Source organism: Paenibacillus ginsengarvi (genome assembly GCF_003626695.1).
Classification (GTDB): Bacteria; Bacillota; Bacilli; order Paenibacillales; family NBRC-103111; genus Paenibacillus_AB; species Paenibacillus_AB ginsengarvi.
This window is the reverse complement of sequence record NZ_RBAH01000013.1, coordinates 158543-177926: the sequence shown is the minus strand read 5'-3', so window position 1 is coordinate 177926 and position 19384 is coordinate 158543. Positions and strand designations below refer to the sequence as shown.

The following is a 19384-nucleotide window of genomic DNA, read 5'->3' as shown; positions in this document are numbered from 1 at the left end:
GCCATCTTTGTAAAAATGACGCGGGCCCGCTTGCCGCTAAATGTCAATCAGTTTCCCATCATCCACCGGTCCAGCCTGATGGCGATAGCCGCAGCCTGCGCTCTCGTGAGAAGCCCTTGCGGATTCACAAGGTCTCCCTCGCCCTCGATGATGCCGTACTTGACGCTAAGCGCCACCTGCTTGCGAGCCCAGTCGGGGATCCACTGCCGATCCTTGAAGCCGCCCAGCAGCGTTTCCACCTCATCGTCCGCAAGCGATTCGCCGAGTCCGAGCGCGGTGAGCGTACGTCCGGCCATCGTCATCGCTTCGGCGCGCGTGAGCGAGGCGTTCGGCGCAAAGCCGCCGTTATCCAGCCCGTTCACAATGCCGAGTCTAGCCGCGATTGAAACGCTGCGGTTGTACCATGCGTCGAACGGAACATCGATAAATTCCGAGGTAGCCGTCCGGTTCATGAGACCGGCTACGCGCAGAAGAACGGTCGGATATTCGGCCCGGGTAATCGGGCTGTCCGGATCGAACTGCTGCTCGCCCTTGCCCTGCATGAACAGCTTCGCTGCGGCCGACTCGATAGCCGGCTTGCCCCAGAACTGCTCCGATACGTCGGAGAAAGCAGCCTTCTTGGCGGACAAGAACGCTATGCTCCCGTCTCCGGTTAAGCGCGCTTCGATATACGCTGATCCGTTACGGATATCCGGCTTCCAAGGAACGGTTGTCCATTCTCCGTTCGGACCGACCAGAATCACCGCATCGATATCGCCGATTCCGATCGAAGCGGGAACCGGAACGATCGCCTTCAGATAACCGGTACGGCCATTCTCCGGCAAGTTCGTCTCGATCTCTACCCCTTGACCGTCCGCCAGCAGCGCCGCATTCACGCTCTCGGCAAGCTGACGCATGACAGGCAAGGAGGCTGCGCCGTTAGGACGAACCTTGATTTCCAAATCGCCCCGCAAACCTTCGAGCAGCTTCGGCGGAATGACCAGCGTCGCCTGCGGCAGCTCGATGCGGATCGTCCGCTGGCTTTCCAGCGCCTGCTTCACCGCTTCGGCGTCGAAGCGCAAGGCGAACTGCGTAACCGTCGCATCGGTCGCTTGCACGACGATATCCTGCTTGCCGTCCCCAGCTACGTTTTTCGCTGTCAGGCGAACCTCGAGCGTATCCCCGTTACGCGTAGCCGCAACGTTCTGATTGCCGACCGATACGGAATTTTGGCCTCCGCCGCCACCTCCGCCACCTCCGCCGCCTCCGAAGATGCCGCTAGAGGCACTCCATATGATGACGCGCGTGACGGCCGAAGCTCCGACCGCCGTTTTGGTTGCCGATACCCGTTTGGCGACGACGATCTCGTCACCCGGCTTGGCCGGCACTACTCCGTTCGACGGGAGGAAGCTCCAGCCGCTCAAGTCGTCTCCGAACTTGGGCGCAGCGGCTTGCGACGCTCCCGAAAAGAGTTTATACACCATTTGGTACCCGATCTGTTCTCCCGCATTTGCTACATTCACTTTGGTTTGGGAGCTGTTGCCCGAAATCGGCCCGGTCGTCAGCGTATAATGCTCGAGCTCGGAAGGAGCCGGCACTTTCACGGATGCGACCAGCATCGATTCCAGCTCGGCAACCTCGTCCGTTGACGCTTCCGCCCCATCGTCCGAAACGGCATAGCGGGCCTGAATGAGACTTGCGCCGGTATCCGGTCCAGCAGTCACCTGGAGCTGCTTCTTGCCGCCGGATGCCTGAACTTCCCTAATCGAAACGGCATCGCCCTTCACGACCGAATACGCAACGCGCTGCGATTGCTCCGCGCTCATCGGCTTTTCCTCGTAAGTCGCTATGCCGTCCTTCGTCTTTCCTTGCACCCGGATGTAAGGCTCGACGGTTACCGTCACGCCCGGCTTCAGCGTTCCGAGCGGCTTCAACACCAGCCCCGCCGCAACTTCATAGCCCGCGTTCGTAACCGCGACCGTCGCCCGATTTTCGTTACCCGCTCCGTCTCGTGCTACGAACAGCAGCTCCGCTTCAGGACGACCGGATACGACGGGAATTTTGGCCGAGAACGATCCGTCCTCTCCGACAGCAACAGAAGTGCCTCCCGTTTCGGATACGCGGTCAACATAAACGGTCAACTTGGCATCCTTCGAAGTCGTTCCGGTTACCTGAATCTTGCCGTCTACCGTCCGTTGTCCGATAAGCGGCTCTTTCAAATACAAGATCGGAGCGCTCGTATCGACGTTCAAATACATAAACGTTACTTTCTGATCTTTCGTCCGTTTGTTTCTAGCCATCAGCTCAATGCCGAATGTGCCATCCGTGGTGAACTGGTCCAGCGTCAAATCGCCTTCGCTGGTCGCGCCGTTGTTCGTCAGCTCAATTTTGCCGAGCGAAACGCCATTATACAGCGCCTCGACCTCGATATCCGGCTGGTCCGCCACAACATGAATCGTCTGCTTTGTCTGGCTCGTCAGCACATTCAGGTAGTCCGGATATTCGCCCGCCTTTTGTCCCAGCTTCGGCAGGACCGGTACCGGCAGCAGCGTATTCGCACTGACCGTTCTGCCTGCGAAATGGTAGTTCTCGTTCGCGTCGAGCGCCTTGCCCGGCTTCGTAACCGCCGAAACGCCAAGCGTATAATACTCGCCGGTTTGCAGGCCGAGGTAGGTCGTTTTCTCACCCGCCTGCGGTACGCTTCCGTCGAGGCTTCCTGTGTTCACCTGCTTCGAGTCGGAAAATGCCGTCCAACCGCCGACCAAAATTCCCTCGTATCGGCCGGTTTCCGCATTCCAGTAAGGACGAAGCTCCTCCTCCGTAAACAACTGTTCGGCAAAATGCGGGTAAGTAGCCAGCTTGCCGTCCTGCTGCTGCAGCGCGGAGATCGAATAGCTCGCCTCCACTCCCTCCATGCCCGGCTTTTTCGCCGCCGGCTTAAACGAGAGGGCGAAGTAACCTCCACCCGCCGGCTCGATCCGCACGTCCGACACTTCGCCCGGCGCCAAAGGATCGACGATCCGGAACGTCCCCGCCGACGACTTCGTCTGGAACGATGCCGGAGACTTGAGCGCCGCGCGCAAGTAGTAATCGCCCTGCTGAAGCAGACCGCGTAAATCTTCCGTCTTGCCCATCAGCGTCACTTGGCTGACGTCGATATCCAGCTTGCCGCTCGTAATCGTGCCGTCTGTACGGCCGCCGATGTCCGCCGGAAGGCCGCTCGCGATCAGCACGCCCGGCTCGCCGGGATTCAGCACCTCCGCCCCGCCGACGGCCGTTTTGGCATCGCTAACAGGCTCTCTGGTCAAATACAGGTCGATCGTATCTTCCGGTCTCGCATTCTCCACTTGCCACGATGCCGTAAACTGATTCCCGTTCGTACTGCTTGGGGTCAAGTTTACCTGCTTCAGATTGGCCGTCGTAGGCACGTTCAGCAGGCGCGTAGCGACCGGTTTCGCCGAGGTGAGCGTCCACGTTCCGCCTTCCAGCGCCTTCGCCTGCGGAATTAGAATGTAGGCTTTGCGCACATCGGCCTTCGTAGCCGATTGAGCCGCAGGGATATACTGTGTAAAGGCGTTCGCCTGCGGATTCGTATTCGTATTGTCGAACACTACCGGATAAAGCGTGCCGTTTTTGTCCTTGAGCGCGAAGCTTGGCATGTCCGCCTGATCGTACTCGACTTCGATCATGCCGTTTCCGGAGACGGCGCCGAGCGGAATTTCGTGAATGCGGCCGCCTTCCTTGACGCGGATGCCGCCGATCCCCGCTTCCATCGCGCTGTTATCCAGCAGCTTGACGCCTTCGGCGATGTCCCGGAACACGATCTCTTGATTCGTCTTCTCGGATTCGAGCCAGGAGGTCGCCACCGTGCTCATCCCTTGTCCGATAACGAGCAGCTGCGGTCCTTTCTCCGGGTCTTCTATAAGCAGATGGGCGAAGCCTTCCGGAATTTGCTCCTGCGAAGTGCCGAACTCGACGCCGCCGCCCCAGTAATACGTAATCCCTAACGAGATGAACAAAATGCCGACGCTGCCCCAAAGCTTGTCGTTGTTCAGCCCGAGGAATACGCTCGCCAGCGGCATGCCGCCGACGACCGGAACGCTGTCCGGAATTTGCAGCCTCGCTCCGATATATCCTTCGAAATCGATTCGCTGCTTCTCCAGGTTTTGCCCGACGAAAATGCCGGCTTTGCCCATAATGACGCCCCAGCCGCCGATATCGATCTCGGCTTCCACGCGGACGAACCATGGGGTGACCCACTGAGCTTCCAGCAGCGCTCTCGTAATCATATTGATTTTCGAGCTGCCCTTCGGATCGAAGGAATAGTCCAGCTTGCCCAAAATCGCCAGGCCGGTCCGCTTCACCGTCAAATCGACGCTGCCAAGCAGGTATACCGGCGGCACGCCGAAGGTTACGTCTACACCTGCCTGAATGACGAGCGGGAACGAATCTTTCGCCGTCCCGCCGGCGATCGTATCGGCCAGCTCGCGAACAGCCCCGCGCAGAGCGGATATATAGGTCGCGCCGGTAATGAGCACGCCCGGCTTGCCGACGTCCAAACCAAATGCCACCACGTCCGGCAGGATGCGTCCGTCCTTCACTTGCTTGAAGGCCAGCTCGGCTTGAACCTCGAACTTGTCCTTGACGCCCGCCTTGAATTCGATGCCGTATTGATTCGGCTTCTTCGGGTTCACATCCCGCTGCTCATAGTGAACGACGGTTATGGTCCCGCTGGCGCTGCTCTCGCCATCCTTCTTCTTGTCCTTGTCCTTCTTCTTCGGTTCGAATAAACCGAGGTCTTTGCCGAGATCGAAGCTAAGCTCCGCATCTACGCCGACGAAGCCCTTGTTGTTGAACACGACGTCCCTCGCTTCGCCCTCGATAATTTTCATCGAAAGCTTGCCGCCGAACGAGATGCCGCCCGGGCGCAAGATGTAGTCGTTGAACTGGAAGCCGAAGCCGGCAATCATAAAGCCCGGCGCCGCAAACAGGCTGTGCTTGTTAAAGTAAACGTTCGTCAGCATAAGCTGGCGAAGCGGATTGAGCCGATCGCCCAGCGCGCCGGTCGCCCAGCTCAGCGTACCGTTCAAGGTCGAATCCTCCGGATTGCTGTCATGGTCCGGAAAGATTTCGTACTTGGTCTTATCCATCAGATCGGGAGCCAATTTTTTCTCAAAGCCGTTGAAAAAGTCGAGCGTCCATTCGCCGGACAAAAAGACGAAGCCGCTGTTCGCGACGCTGAGCGTACCCTCGCCTTTGACGAAAAGCGTGTCCAGAAACGGGATGTTCACAGAGCCCGATACTTTCTTCGGAATGTCGAACACGTCCAGCTTGCCGCGGACGAATACCATATCCTTGCCCCGGTAAGCGACCGCCTCGTTAATGATCGCCGGCTCGGTTTTCGTATCGACGATCACCTGCTTGTCGTCGCCGGTGCCGACCTCCTTGACCATGCCCCGGATTTCGACCAGCTTTTCGCGAATCGGATCTCCGTCCGAATCGGTATCTTTGAAAAACTGATTGTATTCGTTTTCGGAATCGAAAATTTTATAGTTGTAGGCCGGTACTTTTTTAAGCGAATTTCGGTCCGTAAAGACGGCCGTATTAAACTTCGGATCGAGCGCTTTGCTGGCAATCGCCACATACGTTTTCACTTCCATCAGCGCATCGACGGCATTTTTCAGCAGCGCGCCGTTTTCGAACTTTTTGCCGGGAAAAGCGCTGTTTACCGTTTCCAAATATTTGCCGTTCGTGGAGGAAGTGACGCTGCTCAGATCGACGTATTGCTTATACACCGCCATCAGCTTCGCTTCGCGCACCCGCGCTTCCTGGTTGTTCGTCACCTTGAACGACATCTTCGTTGTGATGTCGTACATGGCCGCGATTTCCGCATCGCCGCCCGTGTCGCCCTTGAAGTCGATCTCCACCTGGTATTCGCCGAGCGGAAGCTCCGGACCGAGTCCGGCTTCAAGCACGTTGCCCTTCGCGTCCACCCGGTCGCCGCCCCGGTACGTGATACGCATGTCGCCGGAAAATCCGTCGTCGGCGGGCTGCAAAATGACCGACGATTTTACCGGCACCTTGTACCGTTTACCCGAGCCTTTTTCCTTCAAAAACAGGTCGAAGTTGGGCTCCGTCAGCTCGCTGCCCGCATTGTAGGCTTCGATATTCGTAATGTTCACGGTCAAATATTTGACGTCGGTGCTGTACGCCTCCTTCGGCGATAACCCGTACGCGTACGTCGGCGTCGCCTGTCCAACGGGCGGAAGCAGTACGAAGCCGGATTTGACCGATTCGTATTGCGCCTTCAGCCCTTCGTCCTGAACGCCTTCGATTTGTTTGACCGTTTCCGGGCTTTTGACGGTGAGCATGTACTGCTTCGTCGTCGGCCACGGCCTGCCTTTGGCCTGAACCATAAACGAAACCGTCTCCGTATCGCCCGGCTTGTACTTCGGCTCGATGCCGTTTGCCGCTTCCTCCGGCGTCGCCTGCTTGCGATACACCCGCTCCTTCGTACGGTACGGGTCCGTCACGACTTTGCCGGTCGCCGGGTCTCTTACGATCCGACCCTGATCGTCCAGCCTCACGAAGCTGAGTCCGCTCTCCAGCTCGAGCGACGCCGTCATATTGGAGTGCTCCATGCCGAACATCGCGAGGTTTTCCAGCTCGGCCGTAATCGTGAAAATGCCTTCGTTATCGTAGGCGTTACCATCCGGCTCAGTCGCCAATTGCAGCGGCGGATCGATGTAACGGATCGAGAACACCTTGTCCGGCTCGATAATTTCGCCCAAGCCGTATATCGTTTCGAACGTCTGCGCTTTGTTCGCTTCGATCGCCTTCGGCAGCCAGTAAAACGCAACCGCCGAGTCGGCCGAGCCGTAGTCGTTCGTATCCCGCGTGAAATCGAGATTGCCGTTTGGCGTATAGCTCCATTTCGTATTGGCGAGACCGTTCCAGTGACCGACGATCATCTCGTCGACCAGATTGATGTTGCCTTCGGCGAAGTTATTGAAGCCGTAAGCCATTACGTTCGTTGCAAGCGGATCGGTCAAATCCAGCTTGTCCCGCATCACCCAATACGGAGGCAGCTTGTAAAACGGGCGGTCCTCCTCCGAGATGTTCGGATTGTTCTCCGGGTCATGCACGAGCTTGCGTTCCACAAGCAGCGGAGCCTTGTAGATCGTGCCGATCTGAAATTCCGGGCCGTCGTTGCTCCCGACCTGCGTATCGAGCAAAACCCGCGTGCCGAGCTCGACCTTGGCGCCGCTGTTATTCAGCACCTCGTAGCGGATATTGACATTACCCGCGTTCAGCTTGTCCTGCGGATCGGGATACAGCATCAGGATTTGCTTGATCGCTACTCCCTTGATCGTCCACACCGTCTCGATCTGCTTCGTGCCGTTGCTGTTCTCCACGATAATCGGCGGCGTAATTTCGGAGAACAAGGAGGCGCCGAATTTGTACGGATTGCCGAAAATATAATCCGTCCCGTCGATCCGGAAACTGGTGAACGACGTCTCCGGGTTGTCGCCTCCGAACATCAGATTGACGTTGTCGTCCTTTTTGCGGATCGGCTGACCGTCCACAGTCCGGATGGCGAAACGCCCCGTGCTGTTGTTCACCGTTATTTTAATGTACTTATTTTGCAGCACCGTCGTTTGGGGCTGCGTCGCGACGGCTGCGAGTGCCGTAGTCGCCCCTGTCAGGGAGCCGAGCAGCAGCAGCAGCGCCAGCAAGGACACGAGCGTTCTTTTAAACAGCTTCACCCTAAAAGCCTCCTTCGGAAGTCATGCGTATCGTACGGGAGGGAACCCCTTGTGCGGTAACGGGGTCCCCGGTCAGTTAACCGTGCAGCGCGCGAGTCGTTTCGATCGATTCCTTACTTCATTTGACTGATGAAGAAGGAAGCATATTCGCGGTCCCGCTCCTGATTCCGTACGATGATCGTGTACCAGCCTGTTTTCGGGAAAATCACCTCGTAATTGCCGCTTGCCAGTTCCCCGTACGTGAGCTTCGTCGCGATCGTTTTCATCTGCCCTTCGCGGAACAGGCCGGAGTAATAATACAAGTCGTACGTTCCTTTTTCGTTCGTTTGCTTCTGGCCGGCTACTTCCATTTCGTTAAAGCCCGTAATGCGGAAGCTGACGGCATTCGTTTCGAAAATGGCCGTTTCCGCGCTTGCCGCCGACACGAGCGTATCGTTGCCGTAAATCAGCATGCCGTCGCCGCCGATCACGAACACTTCTTGAGTCGCAGTCGCCTTGTTGCCTACTTGATCAACTGCCGTGTAAGTGACGGTTTGACGTCCTAGCCGCGTCAGGTCGAGTCCGCTGACCGTAACCTGAATATGCTCCGGAGCCGACACATTGTCGCGAACCGTATATCCGCCGAGATCTTTGCGGAAATCGAAATCCGGCTTGTTCTGCGCCACGCCTACCGTAGCCGTATGCAGCGTCAGCTCCGGCGCCTTATTGTCCAGTCCCTCGATTGTTACGGGAATCCGGTTGATGTTGCCGAGCAGATCGGAGATTGCGATCGTAACCGTTCCGTCCGCCGAGAACAAACGGGTCGCCGAGAAGCTTCCGTCCGCCGCGCTGATCTCGTTGTCGTACCGCTCTGCGGCAGGGTCCGCTTTGTACGGTGCCGTGCCGAGAACGACCCGGTTCGGCATCGTCGCTTGTCCGGCAATCTCTACCTTCATTTTGCCCTTCGCATACGTCTTGCCGTCCACGACAACCTTAGCGCTGTCTGGCTGCGGGTTCCCGTCAACGTCCACGAGCGTGTATTGAATTGTGTCCGCCTGCGGCGGGGTATTCACGATGTTGTTTATCGTTTCCTTGACGGTCGTCCTGTTGTTCTGCGAGTCAAGCACCGTAAATTCGGCGACACCGTTTTCCTTCATATATATAGTGGCTGGTTTGCCGTCTGCTACAGTGAACTCTTCCGAGGTTGCGGACTCCTTCTCTACGGTCAACCGAACGCCCTCGATCAGTTCGCCGGCGTTTGTTGCGATCCGGGCGTATTCTGTACCGTCGGCCTTCGTATAGCTGCGGGTAATTTGAACCTTCGGTCCTTCCTTGTCGATATTTGTCTCCGTAAACGAAGCCGTACCGCTATTGCCCGCCTCGTCCAAAAACTCGAAGGTGAACGTGCCGTTTTGCTTGAACGTATACGTGGCGCTTCCGTTATTGTTCGTGATGCGAACCGGCTCCGACGGCTTCAGCTTGACGCTTATATTGCCCGCCGTATTCTCTGCGGCCTGAACGGACAAAATGCGTTCGATCACGGCGGTCGGAGGCGTCGAATCGACATTGCTGACGACGGCGTAAAGCGTATTTTTGTGGTCGGGATTGGCCGTATCCGTCAGCTCGAACGAGTAGTAGCCGTTCTGCGTCACACGGAACCGGTTCCCGGTACGCGTCGGCGCGGAAGGGTTCACCGCCGATGGCACCACCTTGATGCCGAGCGGAACGGCGATGTCAATATCCACCCCGGATATCGCCGTGACCGGCCGTTCCGTGCTAAGTGTCGCCAGCGCATAAACCGGCTCGCTCGCGGAGACGGAGGTGACATTCAGCGGTTTCGCTTCGCCGATAGTTCCTTCGCTGCCGTCAAGCTGCGGCCCGGTTTTGTAGCGGACCTGAATCTGCCCGTTCTGAACGTTTGCCGAAGGCACCTGCACGGCGATGAAGTTCGTATAAGACCGCCATCTAAGCCAGCTTTGCCCGTAATCCGGCGATACCGAATATTCGTAGCCGTTCTTGTCGAGCACATCGAGGCCGAGCTGCACGATCGCCGTGTAACCATCCGTCTGATCGCCGAATACGTAGAGCAGATCGCTTCTCGCGTCGGCCGGAGGCTGAATGACCGGCTTCGATACCCGGAAATGGCCCGTAGTCGAGACGACCGTTTCATTGCCGGCTTTGTCGCGTGCATGCACATACAGCTTGTACTCCTGCGCCTCCCCGGGAGCGAGATCGGCCGCGTCGATGGAAGGAGCCGTTTCGTTTTCGATCAATTCCTTCCATAAGGTCGAGCTGGCGTCCGGGGCGGCAGCGCCTTTCTTCACCCATTGGTACTTGCTGACCAAACCTTTCGTATTCAGCGCATCGCTGACGGCGAAGGCGACCGTATGTTTCGCTCGCGGATACAAGTCCTCCTCCAGCGAAAACTGCACCGTCGGCGGCTGGTTGTCGAAGTAATACGCTTTATTGAAGTAGTAATACCGTTCGTTAGCCGCTTCCTTGACCGTAACATGCAAATATTGGGTTCCGTTCAGCGCCCGGTTCGCGGGAACCACATATTCGTAACCGCCGCCGACCGCCGTCGTTCCGCCGAGCAGCGCGTAACTTGCCGCATCCGGACGGGCCGAACTGTAGCTGAACGCGTAGCTGACCTGATACGGAATAGCCGAGAAAAGCATCATATTGCCGTAGGTAGCGCCCGTTACGCCAGGCGTATAAACGGAATACGTAACGGATTTTACGGTCAGCGGCTCCGGCTTGTTCAAGCCCAAAACGATGTCCCGGCTCTGTATGTATTCGTTATCCGTAAGTTCCGTCCAGTCCAGCGTTACCTGGGCCGCCGAATTCACCTTCACCTGTTCGCTGGTAGCAGTCGATGTATTGCCCAGCTTGTCTGTCGCCTTGATATAGAGCACATAATCGCCATCCTCGGCGACCTCATTCCTGGAGGCGGTCGTAAACTGGCTGCCGCTTAACACCACCGGCTTCCACTGGACGTCTACCGGCGTGCGGCCGACCTGCACCCATTGATAATAAGCGTCCCTCAAGCCGCTGTGCTCGTCCGTAATCATGGCCGTCATCTCTACGTTCGCCGAGTTGCTCCCGGACATGCCTGTCACCTTAATCGTCGGCGCTTTGTTATCCAGTTGCATCGCAGCGACCTCATGCGTCCAGTTGGAGTCGGGTTGTTTGAAATCCTTCAGCAGCCAAAGGTCCAGGTCGTCGTACTGCCCTACGGCGGCCAACGCCTTGCTGTCCGCATAGATGATTTTGTCCGCCTCCGAGCCGGAAACCTCCTGCTTCCAGGCTTCGTACTGCGTCGAGTTGTCCGTCTTAAACTTCTTCATCTTCTCGTATTGCATCAGCTCCCGAGCCGTATCCCACGTCATGTCTGCGGTCCAGGCATGCAAATACCAGGTTCCGCTGCCCTCGGACGTATACGCTTCGGCAGGGGGGGCTATCATATTCGTCTTGTTGTTTGCGACGTTCAGGTTCAAATTCGCAAATGCCGCTTTACCATCGTACAAGTCTTCCCGCGGCTGCTTGGCCGTCAGCGAATAACGCTTTACTGCGGCGTAATGGTCGAGCGGCACACTGGCCAGCGGGTCGTCCACGCTTCGCGTCCAGGTGTAGTATACGAGCCCTATGGCGGGAGATGCCGGACCGCTCATATTGAACGGCCGGTAAATGCCCCGGCTCGGCCGCTCGAAATTCGCGGCCGCATCGTACTCCGGATCGATGACCGGCACCTTCACCGCCGGATCGTCGGCATCGATCGTAATTTTGCCGCGCTGCTTGTAAACCGCATCGGTCGCGCCGTCGCTTTCGTAGTGGAAGCCGATAAGCGGCTTCGTATTGTCTACCGAGAGCTTCGCCCAATCGATCTTGGAATTGACATTCGACGTGTCTCCGTCGACATGGATACCGTAGTAGTTGGCCGGCTGTATGAGCAGATTGCCGGCATAGTCCTGAATGACATTCTTATCTTTGTTCAAATACTGGCTGTCCGCCGGGTAAGCGGCGTCTTTCCAGTCGTGCGTCAGCGCGAGCACCTTCAGCAGCGGAACCTCCACCGTCACTCCGTCCGGGACGACCATCCGGAAGCGTACATTTTTCGTATTGTAACCCAGGTTGTCGTTGTCATCCCCGGCGTAGTAGTACGCTCTCATGCCGTTGTTGAACAGCAGATACATTCCTCCCGGAGCGTACGGGCTTCCGTTGCGGTCGTCTCTTGGGACAACGTCCTCGGAAAATTGCACCGTGAAATCCAGCACGTCTTTCCCGTTTACGGTCGCTCCTGTGACGATTTCCGGCTGAATGCCGTTGCCGACTTTGGAATATTTCGGCGCGACGGCATCGATGATGACGCGGTAGGCGTCGAAGGGGTTTTTTCGTTCCTCGTCGTCTCCCCCTCTAGCAAACTTCTGGCTATCTTCCGTTCCGACGAGCGGGAACAAGATCGGTTTGATCCGGTTGCCGGCTCCGTCGATAAAGTCCGCACCCTGAAGCTTCTCTTCCAGACTTAGATCGAGCGGTCCCCGGTTAATCCCGGGCAAAGCATCGGACGCTTTCATGCGAGGCCGTACTGGCAGGTTGCCGCTGTGATGGTATTTGGATGCGGTGTATGTATAAGTAATATCCTTGTGAAGCGGTATGTTCGTATACGATCCGGCAAAATTAGCCGCCGTGTACGTTTTGTTTACCAAAAACTGCTCCTGCCCTTGCGTAGGCAGACCGTCCCCCGCAGGCGTAGTAAAAAACGGATGACGGAGGAAATGATCATTGTATGCGGAGTTGAACGCTCTCGGCCGGACCGGCTCGCTGAAGTTCAGGGCGAGTGAGACATCCTCCCCTTGCTTCGCGTACAACTCCGGCTCGTACTTTTTGTTTTTCTGTTCTACGCCGGTGCCGGTGAACGTGTAGTTTTTCAGCTCGGGGCGCACCGTATCTTGGAATTTGATGAACAGGCCGGTAATGATTACATCTTTGTCCTCGACCGACACACCGATGTCGATTACGGAATCTGCTTTGATAGACGCGGTAGCCTCTTTATAGCCAATTGTCCCACCACCGCTATGGCCTGATAATACGGTTTCTCCGTCTACTTTAAAAACGGCGGATGTGATAGCTGTCCAGAATAAACCGGAGTCATACTCCAACTCCTCCCAACCGACAACGATTTCGCCCTCCCCGCTCGCGGCCAGCTCTTTGAGCTTCGGGTTGTCTTGTACGGTAATCTTGAAGCTGGCACCTGCCCAATCGTTCGTCGGAGCAGTCATCGTCCCGTTAGGATAAAGGTCGATTCCTCCAGATCTATCTGTTACCTCAAAGCCTGGAGCTGCTTGGAAGCCACTGCCTCCATTAAAATTGATAAACGCATTATCTCCCCCGCCGTTGCTGGCATTGCCGATTTTTGCGCCGCCCACATAAATCGTCTCATCATCAGCTGCAAAAGCCACATACCCCGGCCATACGGGCAGCAGCGTTGCGACTAAGATGAAAATCAATCCGGCCGATATCCATTTCGAACTCACACTTTTTTTACTCACGAGACTAACTCCTCCTTAAGCCTTTCCTGCAACATCTTTGGACCCCATCTGCATCCATGGTTCATTCGCGATTACCGTCCACGAATCGACATATAATGCCCCTCCTCGCGCTTTTGTCCTTCCAATGCGTACATCCTTCCATTATAAGTACGAGCTCTAAACACATTCTAAACATTTTGTCGAATGCAGGCCGAACGTCCCGATTTTCAATCCACTCGGCAATGTGCGCAGCAGCTTGAGAAAACGAATAGGGCGTATGGCCCCCGTCCTTTCTCTCAAACGGGAATGCAGGGAGCGTAACTTCCGTAAGACAAATTTCCGATCCAAGCCTTTCCATGATGCGTATTCGTGTTTTAGCGGTAGCTTTTGGGGACAAAGAACGTCGAATCCGTTTCGCTGCACCCTTAATAACGGCAGTTTCACTTCCTCTTCGCCCGGGTAGCGGCGTTCCGCCAGCATAGCGGAACTTCCGCTTCCGTTATCTCTGTCTCAGCGGAACTGTTAGTTCCGTTGCTGCCTCTTCGCGAGCCTACTAGACCCGCATAACGGAAGCCGAACTTCCTTTATTATCCGTTTGCTCAGGTCCACCGAGCTTCCCCTGTGGCTTTAACGGAACTTTTGCTTCCGCTATCGCCCGGTCAGCACCATTCCGCCAGCTATAGCGGAACTTTCACTTCCGCTTCCCTGCCCCTGATCTTCTTCAACCCTGACAGGATTTACACTCTCTTTCTTTATCGTTAACAAAACCGGCGGCCCCGGCCGATATATACCCATATAGGGTTACTTGGATCAATCAGCCGGCTCTTTCACATTCGAGGTACAACTTAGGCTACTCCAACGAGGCGGGATGCAATGATGAAACAGCAGCTGCTGAAGCAATTGCAGCATTTACAGGACGTTTACTCGAACGACTGCGGATTGATGATCGTCATCACGGACGCGCAAGGAACGGGGCTGACCGCCAGAACGGAGTCTCCTTCGTTTGTCAGGCCGCTTGCGGACTACTTGTTCCCGACGCGGGAGCAATTTTTACTCCCGATCTTGAAGGACGTATCTAGCATTAACAGGCCGATCGTCTACCAAGGCCAGTCGGGCATCAAAATGATTATCGCCCCCATCAAAACGGACGGGTCCACTATCGCGTTCATATGGGCGGGTGTCATTATTGAAAAGCAAAACCGCGCCCTCATCGAGCGAGCGCTCGATCACCGCAAGGGCAGCGATCCGATCCGCGAAGCCGTGGCGCTGGTGCCCGACACAACGGACGACCGGAAGCGGCAAATGCTTGACAAGCTCGGGCAAATGTCCGATATCGCTTCGACCATCCTCCAGCAAGCTTACGCGCTCGATTCGTATGACGAGCATATTCGCGAGATTGACGACTTCATGCAGGGCGATCCTTCCGTCCTTCACCCCCATTTGCTGCTTGAGCGATTGGCGGACATTATGGCTTCCGACTTTGCCGGTTACGCCGTCTGTACGGATGAACGGTTCAACATCGCCGACACGGTCGGCGGCCCGGAGTACGCACGGCTTATCGGCGGCGAATTTTTGCTGGGCGAGGGCTTTCTCGGCCAAGCCGGCCTGTCCGCTGCGACAAGCCACTGGGATAAAATCGCCTGGGACCCGCGCCTGGACTTTTTTATGGAATACGGCATTCATCCGAAGGAGCTCGTATGTTTCCCGATCAAAATCCGCGGCAGGCTGAAAGCAATCGCGTTCGCCGGCATCGTCTCGGATCGTTCGTTTCTCCCCCGCCGCATCAGGCTCGGCAGTCTGCTGGCGAACGCATACGCGGTGCAGCTTGATGCGAGCATGCAAGAGGAAACCAAAAGCCGCCAAAGGGTCCGCCTCTCCCTTCTGTTCGATATCGCCCAGTCCATGGCGGCAAGCGAAGACGAGTGCGCGATTATGCACATGCTAGTCGATGCCAGCATTTCCCTCGTACAAGGTACGTACGCATGCGTCGTGATCAAGCAGCCCGGCATAGCGGCCCAGGCCTATGTCGTATCCAGAAAGCTTCCTTCCGATCAGGTGGAGACGTATGCGAAATCCGTCGTGCGGAGATATTTTGCCGCCCCTCCGCAGCCGCTGTCGCGGAATCCTGTTTTGGCGGAAAACGATTGGAGCCGGTACGTCTATGAATTTCCCCTCGTCAGCGGCAGCGAAGTAAGCGGCGTGCTCGCCGTCGGACTGGACAGCGAGGAAGCGTGCGAGCAGCAGCGCCCTTTTCTTACCGTGCTGGCGTTCATGGGAGAAGTGTTCCTCCAGCGCAGTCAGCGGACTATGCCGCCGCTCAAGCCGTCGCAGGCGGCGCCTGCGCTCGCCGGCTCCCAAGCCCAGCCCTTCCGCTCCGCATCCATCGACAATTCGCTCACGCGCCGGGAGAAGGAAGTGCTCGCCCTGCTTATGAAAGGCCTGAGCAATCTGCAAATCGCCCAGAAGCTGTACATCAGCGCCCACACCGTCAAAAATCATATTACGAAAATATACGAGAAGCTCGGCGTTGCGGATCGTACCCAGGCGCTGGCCAAAATGTATTCGACCGACGAGCAGCAATGCCGCGCATGAGAAACCCGCAGTCGTATACCTGATGTCCGACCGGCTTGCCCCAGGCAAGCCGGTTTTTATTCGTTATTGCAAAACAGACAGGATGTCTATAGGAATCACTTCCTGTATGATTTTGTTGAAATTTGACGAATTATGAGAAGGAAAGGTGATACTTTATTCCTATTTCTTTATGCACAATGTTAGTAACGATGTTGCCATCGCTTCATTGATGAACAGGATCTACCACCTATCCAAGGGGGCTGCCGAAAATGAAAATTACTACGCTGTTGAAAACGTTTGGAGTTGCTTTTATCGTGTTATCCGTATCGCTCGTAGCCTGTATCGGTATGCTGAGCGTGCATAACAAGGCGGTGAAACTGTCTACCCAGCGCGAAGCCGAATTCAAGCAGCTCGGAAACGACTTGCTAGGCGCATCGGATTATCTTACGAGCGAAGCGCGGCAGTACGTGCAGTTCGGTAATAAAACGCATCTTGACAACTACTGGCGCGAAGTAAACGAAACGAAAACACGCGATCGGGTTGTCGACCGTTTGAAGCAGCTTGAAGCCCCGCAGGCGGAGCTGGATCTGATCGGGAAAGCTAAAGTCAGCTCCGACGCGCTCGTCGGGACGGAGGAGGCGGCGTTCCAGGCCGTCGGCCGCGGCGATTACGAAAATGCGCGGAAGCTTTTGTTCGACGATACATACGACGCAAGCAAAAAGAAAATTACCGACCTGCTCCAGCAGTTTCAGCGAACGATGAACGGCAGGGCCGAAGCGGAAACCGAGCGGGCTCGCCAGTTGTTCGACACGTACTTGACCGTTTCGATCGTGCTCGTGTTCATCGTCACGGCGTGTATGCTGGTTTCCGTCGTCCTGATGTACCGCAAAGTACAGCCGCTCGGCACCGTCGCCGCGAAGCTCCGCGAGCTGGCGAGCAACGAAGGCGATCTGACGGCGCGCATTCCGGGCGGCAGCCGGGACGAAATCGGGCAAGTCGCCCGCTCCTTTAATGCGATGATGGACAGCTACCGCGATTTTATCCGCGACATTATCGCCTCCGCGCGTAAAGTGTCGGATACGACCGTCCATATGTCCGGCGCCTCGCGGGATATTGCCGCCGGCAGCCAAAGCCAGGCGCAGTCGGCGGAGAAGCTCAGCTCCCTGTTCCGCGAGCTGACGAACGCGATCGAGTCGGTGGCGAAACACGCCGATCAAGCCGCCGAATTGTCGGAGCGAACAACCCGCATCGCCCAGGACGGCGGAGAAGTCATCCATGCCTCGATCGAAGGCATGAAGACTTTGAACGAGGAAGTGCTGCTGCTGGAAGAAGATTCGGATAAAATCGGGCACATTATCGGCGTCATCGACGAAATTGCCGCGCAGACGAACCTGCTCGCCCTGAATGCAGCCATCGAAGCGGCCAGAGCCGGCGAGCAAGGCAGAGGTTTTGCCGTCGTCGCCGACGAGGTACGCAAGCTGGCCGAACGCAGCATCGACGCTACGAAGCAAATTACCGCCATCATTCAAGGAATGCAGCACAATACGCAGCGCAGTGTGAAAGCGGTTCAAAGCGCTGTCGAAAGCTCCCGGAAAAGCGGCGAAGCGTTCAGCTCCATCGTCCGGATGGTGCAGGAAACGTCGCAGACCGTCATGGAAATTGCCGCGGCCACCGAGCAGCAAGCGGCTCAATCGGCGGAAGTACTCCTCTCCATCGAATCGATCGCGGCAGCGAGCGAAGAAGCGGCGGCGTCCGCCGAACAGGCCGCGTATTCCACGCAATCGCTCGCCGGCATGGCGAAGCAGCTCAGCGGCTCCGTGTCCGCCTTCAAGGTAGAGTAGCGGCATCCCGATTATGGGGATTAGGAGCAAAAAAGCCCGCGCCGCCTAACGAAAGTGGTCTGCCCGAAGCGGTATCGTATGATCCTGCAGTTTCCAAAATACGAAAATGAGGTGCACATCGTGAAATGGACCGTGGGCCAAAAATTGTACGCCGGCTTCATCGCCATACTGATCATCATGTTTGTAATCGGTTTCGTCTCGATCTACAAAATGTCCGGCATGGACCGGGAAACGGCAAAAATGACGCAAAGCTGGCTGCCCGGCGTGGAAACGATCAATTCGATCAGCTATTTGAAGGAATACGTCCTCAGCGCAACGCTGACTCATATTTTATCGCCCGACAAAGCCGCTATGGACGCCGCCGAGAAAGAACGATCCGATACGCTCGCGAAGCTGGAGAAAACGATCGCCGATTACGATCGGACGATCGTGCTCAGCGAAGACCGTAAACACTTCGACACGATTGTCGAATCGTGGAGACAGTTTTTGCCGCTGAACGAAGAGACGATCAAAATTAGCCGGACGAACGACCGGGACAAGGCATTCGCCATGTACCAGACGAGCCTCGGCAAGCTGAGAGGGCTGTTCGACGGGATGAATGCGCTGCTTGAGTTCAACCACGAAGGCGCCGCGCAATCGAGCAAAAGCTCCCACGAAGCGTACAGCTCCGGCAAAGTAATCGGAATCGCGATGATCGTGATCGGTATGGCGCTTGGCCTCGCGATCGCCTTCCTGCTGACGCGTTCGATTACGAAGCCGCTTTCCCTCGTGACCGAAAGCATCGGCGAAATCGCCAAAGGCAATCTGACGCTGGCCCCGATTGCAGTGCGCAGCGGCGACGAGCTCGGCATGCTGGCAAATTCGACGAATCAGATGATGGACACGTTAAAGCAGCTCATCGGACGAGTCCTCGCTTCTTCGCAAAATGTCGCCGCCGCCGCTCAGGAAATATCGGCGAGCACCGAAGAAATCGCCAGCGGCGCCAGCAATCAATCCGGCGCGGCGCAAACAGTAAACGAGCTGTTCAAGGAGCTGTCCTCCGCCATCCAGTCCGTCGCGCGCAGCGCCGAAGCCGCCGCCGAGGCGTCGATGCAGGCGAAAGAGGTCGCCATCGGCGGAGGGACGACCATCGAATCGACGATGCAGGCCATGGCCAAGCTGGAAAAGCAGATGGAGCTGCTGCAGGACGATTCCGGCAAAATCGGGCAAATCATCTCGGTGATCGACGACATCGCCGATCAAACGAACCTGCTGGCGCTTAACGCCGCCATCGAAGCGGCACGGGCCGGCGAGCAGGGCAAAGGTTTTGCCGTCGTCGCCGACGAGGTGCGCAAGCTGGCCGAACGCAGCAGCAACGCGACGAAGGAGATCGCCGCCATCATCAAGGGCATGCAGGCGAATACGGGAAGCAGCGCCGAAGCGGTAACGCTTGCCGCCGCCAGCTCCAGGGAGATCGAGTCCGCCCTGAAGACCATTATGGCGAAAGTGAACGATTCTGCGGCGCAGGTAAGCGAGATGGCCGCCGCCAGCGAAGAACAGTCCGCCCAAACCGTAGAAGTGCTCGGCTCCGTCGAATCGATCGCGGCGACGAGCGAACAATCCGCGGCGGCGGCGGAACAGACCGCTTCCGCATCGCAATCGCTGGCCCAGCTTGCGGAAGAGCTGAACGAGGCAGTTTCCGTCTTCAAAGTCCGCAAATCGACGCCTCTACCATAACTCT

General features: G+C 56.8%; 5 protein-coding genes. 3 read left to right on the top strand and 2 right to left on the bottom strand.

From position 1 onward, the window contains the following. Positions 1-47 precede the first annotated feature (47 nt). Both D7M11_RS18785 and D7M11_RS18780 read right to left on the bottom strand, forming a co-directional pair. Positions 48-7745, bottom strand: coding sequence for an S-layer homology domain-containing protein (locus D7M11_RS18785; RefSeq protein ID WP_120748777.1), 7698 nt, complete (start codon positions 7743-7745; stop codon positions 48-50). Positions 7746-7858: 113 nt separating this feature from the next. After that, a complete protein-coding gene (locus D7M11_RS18780) occupies positions 7859-13273 on the bottom strand; it encodes a hypothetical protein (protein WP_120748776.1) in 5415 nt (1804 codons plus the stop codon). Between the two features lie 852 nt (positions 13274-14125). Between D7M11_RS18780 and D7M11_RS37775 the strand changes: the two genes are divergently transcribed. From D7M11_RS37775 to D7M11_RS18765, 3 genes are all read left to right on the top strand, one after another. After that, a complete protein-coding gene (locus D7M11_RS37775; protein ID WP_120748775.1) occupies positions 14126-15844 on the top strand; it encodes a helix-turn-helix domain-containing protein in 1719 nt (572 codons plus the stop codon). A 248-nt stretch (positions 15845-16092) separates the two neighbouring features. Next, positions 16093-17664, top strand: a complete 1572-nt coding sequence (locus tag D7M11_RS36475) for a methyl-accepting chemotaxis protein (protein ID WP_120748774.1) — start codon at positions 16093-16095, stop codon at positions 17662-17664. Positions 17665-17784: 120 nt separating this feature from the next. Continuing rightward, complete coding sequence (locus D7M11_RS18765) at positions 17785-19380, top strand: HAMP domain-containing methyl-accepting chemotaxis protein (RefSeq protein ID WP_158606709.1); 1596 nt, start codon at positions 17785-17787, stop codon at positions 19378-19380. Positions 19381-19384 lie beyond the last annotated feature (4 nt).